This is a genomic window from Microcystis sp. LEGE 08355, assembly GCF_015207185.1.
GTDB lineage: Bacteria > Cyanobacteriota > Cyanobacteriia > Cyanobacteriales > Microcystaceae > Microcystis > Microcystis panniformis.
Genome location: NZ_JADEXI010000342.1, coordinates 1 through 5,090, shown reverse-complemented (window position 1 = coordinate 5,090; position 5,090 = coordinate 1). Strand labels below are relative to the sequence as shown.

The following is a 5,090-nucleotide window of genomic DNA, read 5'->3' as shown; positions in this document are numbered from 1 at the left end:
TCTGCCGTGGTTATTTTGATTGTAACTTTGGTGATGGGACAACCGGCCGCCGCTATTATCGCCGCCGCTTTAGCGGGTGGGGCCTTGGGTTTTCTGCGTTACAATTTTAACCCCGCTCAAATTTTTATGGGGGATGGTGGGGCCTATTTTATGGGTTTTACCCTGGCGGGTGTGGCGGTGATTGGATTGGCTAAAACCACTGCTGTGACTACTGTTGCCGTTACCGCCGTCTTACTACCCTATCTCATCCTCGCGGTTCCTCTCCTCGATATGTCCACGGTGATTATTTCCCGTCTCAAACGCGGAAAATCCCCTTTTGTGGCTGATAAACGTCATTTACACCATCGTTTACTGAAAGCTGGTATCTCTCACCGTCTGACAGTATTATTTATCTACGCCCTAACCCTCTGGGTGGGCAGTTTAGCCCTCGGTTTCTCCAATGTTCCCAGTGGTTGGGGTTTTGCCTTTGGTGCGACTCTCCTCCTCGGTTACGTCGGTTGGCAAGTCTGGCGCAATCGTGGCAGTGAACCGTAAGCCATCTTAAACTAGAAAAAAGATTAATAATTAAGATAGCGGCAGGATAACTCTGGGAGTTTAGCAAAATGTCTAACGAAACCGTAACTTATTCCCTAGAAGCAGTCCTGACAAGAATTGAGGGAAAAATCGACTCTTTACAAAGAGATGTTAATAAGCTAGAGATAGGACAATCAGAAATAAGAGGGGATATTAAAGCCCTAGATTCTAAAGTTATGGAAATAGAAAAGCGTATTGATGACCTGAATGCACGGGTGAATATTACCACTAATGGATTTCTTGGCATTGTCGGAATTTTGGTGACAGGAATACTAGGCATTCTGGTAAAAATCGTCTTTTTCCCTAATCCCTAAAAGTTGTCCTTAGTCTTTGTTTACTCTACAATTTTCAAGGATACAGAGAAAAATGATCTGCAAAAATCCCTCTTTCCGTTCTCCTCTCTGCGACTGTAGCGCCTCTGCGTCAAACAAAAAATATAAAACTCATGCCCTAATCACAGTAATTCTATATTGATTTTCTGTCACCACAACTTCAGTTGATAACCTTTCTTCCATTGGTAAGGCATTTTTCCGTCTATCAAAGATAAATAACCAACCAAAATCTAAACCCAAACGTGCTAAATAAGATTCTAATTGTTCAATTCCATCAGCTTGGGGATTGCGTTTTTTATCCCGCCATACTTTTAATTCAATCCCTAAAATTACATCTTTATACTGCAAACATAAATCCATTCTATCACTACCAATTGCATATTCCCTTTCTAAAACCCCCCCACCATTAACCACACGATGTAAAAAAGCCATTAATACAATATGGGGGGCAATTTCATGGTAAGCAGCACTACTTAATAATGGTTCGACCTGTTGTCGCCAAAACTTGAGAAATGCTGTTAATAAAGCATCAATATTTAATTCACCTTTTGCCGTCAACCAACTAGGACTAATTAAAGGTAAACTGTCTTGAGTTCCTTGGACTAAAACGCGGGGAATTACTTCACGATAAATGGGGTTAGAAATAACTAATCCTCCCCTTGGATCACGTCGTAATAGTCCTAAATCTATTAAATATTGGCGATCATCTGCTAGGGTATCGGGTAAGGTTTGCCCTGCTAAAATCGGTTCAATAATGTTTTTCACTCGTTTTTCTCTGAGTTTTTCCGCTAAACTATCTAAATGAGTATCTTGACGAGCTATTAATATTTCCTTAGCTTGTAAAATGTGTTCTTTGGTAATAGTAATACTTCTATCTTTTACCATTTTTTCTACAATTTCTTTAGCTAAAGCATTGACTAACCAAGGTTGTCCTTGGGTTAAATCATCAGCTGTTTCTATTGCTTCTGGTGTGAAAATTTGTCCAGTTGCTGCTGTATGTTGTTGATATAATTCTCCCACTTCTGCAAGATTAAAATTTCGCATAGTAAGAGAAGCAACTTTTATATTAAAAGGACTAGATGTATTTAATCTATCACTACCTCCCGATGCTACTTTATAATCTCGCACATCTCGTAAACCAATTAATCCTACTGATGAGGGAAAATTTTCTGGACGGTTAGGAAAACCATCTCTTAACTGTCGTAAAACTGATATTAATGTTTGGTCTTGTAAAGAGTCAATTTCATCTATAAATAATACTAAAGGGCGGTTTAAGGATGTTGCCCAACTTTGTAAAAGAGCCTTAATTCTATTTCCTGGTTCTTCCTGTTGCCATTGTTTAGCAGCTGGTTGTAATTCTTTGGGTAAGCGAATATTTATTGTATCATACCAAGTTCCTAAAATTGCCAATTCTGCGGCACTAGGATCATGATTAAATGCACTTCCTACTTCTACGGATACCATGACTGCGGCATAATTTCCAGTATCGGTAAGTTGTTTTGCTAGGGATAACATGGCGGTGGTTTTCCCCGTTTGTCGTGGTGCGTGAAGGACAAAGTAACTACGTTGTTGAATTAGCTCCTCTAAATCTGGTAATCGTACTGTGGGAGATAACATATAGTGGATATCGTCTTTACATGGACCGGCAATATTAAACCAGCGAGTCATGGTATTTTGGCAGTGGGTGAACTCTTTAAGTTTACACATTTATTTGGAAAAATTATGATCTGACATTATAAAAAGGTTTACTGGTTGCGATTATTGTATGAGCAAGGGGATTTGTATGATTTTTACATTTGCGGGAGGTAAATTTAGGGGTTTGGTAATCAGCTAATTATCAAATTAATCCTTAAATCTTGGATATCCTGATTTAGACATTTTCACCGTTAGTTTATTAAAACCTTTGTAGGGTTACGCTATTGCTTAACCCAACCTACATTACTACTTTAAAGGAGTCCGAATATAACCATATTTATATCCCATTCGGAGTGGTTCTAATCCTTCTTGTAAAGATTTTGCTTCCTTAGACTTGGGTTCAGATTCATCTTTCTCAAATTCTAAGTTTAAGACCATTTTACCTGTTCTATCTATATAGCCCCATTCACCATCAATTTTTACCTTAGCTAAACCTTTGTGAAAATCACCCACTATATGATAATCACTATCTTCAAATGTGGGTGGTATCACAATTTCACCTGTTCTATCTATATAGCCTCATTTACCACCAATTTCAACCTTAGCTAAACCTTCGCTAAAGTCGCCAACTTCATTAAATTGAAGTCCAATAACAATTTTACCTGTTCTATCTATATAGCCCCATTTACCATCAATTTTTACCTTAGCTAAACCTTCGCTAAAGTCGCCAACTTCATTAAATTGAAGTCCAATAACAATTTTACCTGTTCTATCTATATAGCCCCATTTACCATCAATTTTTACCTTAGCTAAACCTTTGTTAAAGTCATCTACTTCATCAAATTGAAGTGGAATAACAATTTCACCTGTCTTATTTATATAGCCATTTTTGAGTTCATTATTAAACTCACTCACCTTAACATAATTTCCGACAGAAGCCAATCCTTCATGAAAAGTACCAGCCTTATAAAATTGCGGTGTAATAATAGTTTTTCCTCTTTTATTTACATAGCCATAGTTGTCACCAACTTGAACTCGTGTTAATTCTTCTTCAAAGGAATCAGCTTTTTCAGATGTGGGTAAAATCACAATTTTAATTTTCCCTGTTTTATCTACATAGCCATATTTATCACCAATTCTAACTTTGGCTAAACCTTTGTGAAAGTTATCAGCATTGTCAAACTGTGGGGTAATAAAAGTTTTACCTGTTTTGTCTATATAGCCATATTTATTATCACCATAGCCCCTTTTACCACCAATTTTAACCTTTGCTAACCCTTCCTGAAATTCATAAACATCAATCGAATCAAATTGTATGGGAATAACAGTTTTCCCTGTTTTGTCTATATAGCCATATTTATCACCAATTCTGACCTTAGCTAACCCTTCCTGAAAATAACTAGCTTCATCAAATTTTGGCGCAATCACTAAATAAGAAGTGAGGGCAAAAATAATACTGAAAAATATAGACATAAAAGGAATTAATAATCCAATTACTACTCCAATACGTGCTAATTTAATACTTTGTTGTTTTTCACTTTGAGATAGCATAGCCATAGATTCACCTTTTAATTTTCAATTGACGTGATTTAATGCAATTTAAGCTTAATCTTTTATGGCTTGATTAAAGATTCCTCAGACTGGCGATATTTAGCAATTAATTGACGGTGGCTAATTGGTGAATGAATTAACATAGCCAGTGTGGGTAAACCTGTTCCAGTTAGTGCTAACAAAATCGGCTCTTCGGGAATTGTTATGCAAATAATTAACTTAAAATAAAATTCGATGAGAGTGCCTACGCCTAAAAGTAGCTGAAATCTATACAGGGAGACACTTACGGCACAAACAGGTTAATACCAAAAGATAGACAATTGAGTTAAAATTTGATATAATGGCCAAAAACCAGAGTATTTTACTTATGATACTTGACAAATTTTTTCACCTAAAAGGAACCTCTATTCAAGGCTATCTACACCTAGAAAATATCGGTATAGTTTGCCGAATCGAATCGAAAAATCAAAAAGCAACGGCTCGACTGATCTCGCCGAACGTCCTGTCCTCATTGTGGGTTATAGAGCGATAAACTCCACCAAAATCATCGACATTTAGTCAAAGATTTACCAATCTCAGGACAACCAGTGTACCTACAAGTTAATCGTCGTCAATTTAAGTGCAATAATTGTCGAAAACCCTTTAGCGAAGAGTTAGATTTTGTCGCCAGTAAACGAACCTATACGAAAAGACTAGCCGAGAATATACTCGAACAATTAAAATCAGGAGATATTTTAAATGTTAGTCGAAGAAATGACGTAACGGAAGAAGAGATTCAAAGAATGATAGAGGACATAGCTGAAGAAATTACAGAGACAGACCTATCGAAATTAAAAAGACTAGGAATTGATTAAATCGCTCTAGTCAAAGGACAAAAAAATTACTGTGCGGTTTTAGTAAATTTAGATACGGGAAAACTAATAGCTATTCTAGAGAAGCGAACACAAGAAGAATTGAGAGAAACGCTTACAGGGTGGGGAAAAGAGGTGTTAGAGCAAA

Annotated in this window: 5 protein-coding genes and 1 pseudogene; 3 read left to right on the top strand and 3 right to left on the bottom strand. The window is 36.8% G+C overall.

Going from position 1 to position 5,090, the window contains the following annotated elements; all coding sequences use genetic code 11:
• Together IQ242_RS16410 and IQ242_RS16405 are read left to right on the top strand one after the other, a co-directional pair.
• Positions 1 to 534: MraY family glycosyltransferase (locus IQ242_RS16410; RefSeq protein ID WP_228021044.1), on the top strand; the 534-nt coding region annotated here is incomplete at its 5' end.
• Positions 535 to 602: 68 nt separating this feature from the next.
• Positions 603 to 887 (top strand): DUF4164 domain-containing protein, encoded by a 285-nt coding sequence (locus IQ242_RS16405; protein WP_193960697.1) that lies wholly within the window; start codon positions 603 to 605, stop codon positions 885 to 887.
• Positions 888 to 1,016: 129 nt separating this feature from the next.
• Here IQ242_RS16405 and IQ242_RS16400 read toward each other — a convergent pair whose 3' ends face one another.
• The 3 genes from IQ242_RS16400 to IQ242_RS16390 all read right to left on the bottom strand — a co-directional run bounded on the left by IQ242_RS16400 (position 1,017) and on the right by IQ242_RS16390 (position 4,097).
• Entirely contained in the window at positions 1,017 to 2,573 is a 1,557-nt protein-coding gene (locus IQ242_RS16400; RefSeq protein WP_193960696.1) for an AAA-like domain-containing protein, read from the bottom strand.
• Between the two features lie 273 nt (positions 2,574 to 2,846).
• Positions 2,847 to 3,113: a WG repeat-containing protein gene (locus tag IQ242_RS16395; protein WP_370583015.1), complete on the bottom strand. Its 267-nt coding sequence runs from the start codon at positions 3,111 to 3,113 to the stop codon at positions 2,847 to 2,849.
• A 6-nt stretch (positions 3,114 to 3,119) separates the two neighbouring features.
• The gene (locus IQ242_RS16390; protein WP_193960694.1) at positions 3,120 to 4,097 is read right to left on the bottom strand and encodes a WG repeat-containing protein; all 978 of its coding nucleotides are present in this window, start codon (positions 4,095 to 4,097) and stop codon (positions 3,120 to 3,122) included.
• A 361-nt stretch (positions 4,098 to 4,458) separates the two neighbouring features.
• On the opposite strand from IQ242_RS16390, the pseudogene IQ242_RS16385 reads away from it, so the two are divergent.
• Positions 4,459 to 5,090 (top strand): annotated as a pseudogene (locus IQ242_RS16385) (transposase family protein); the annotation flags it as partial.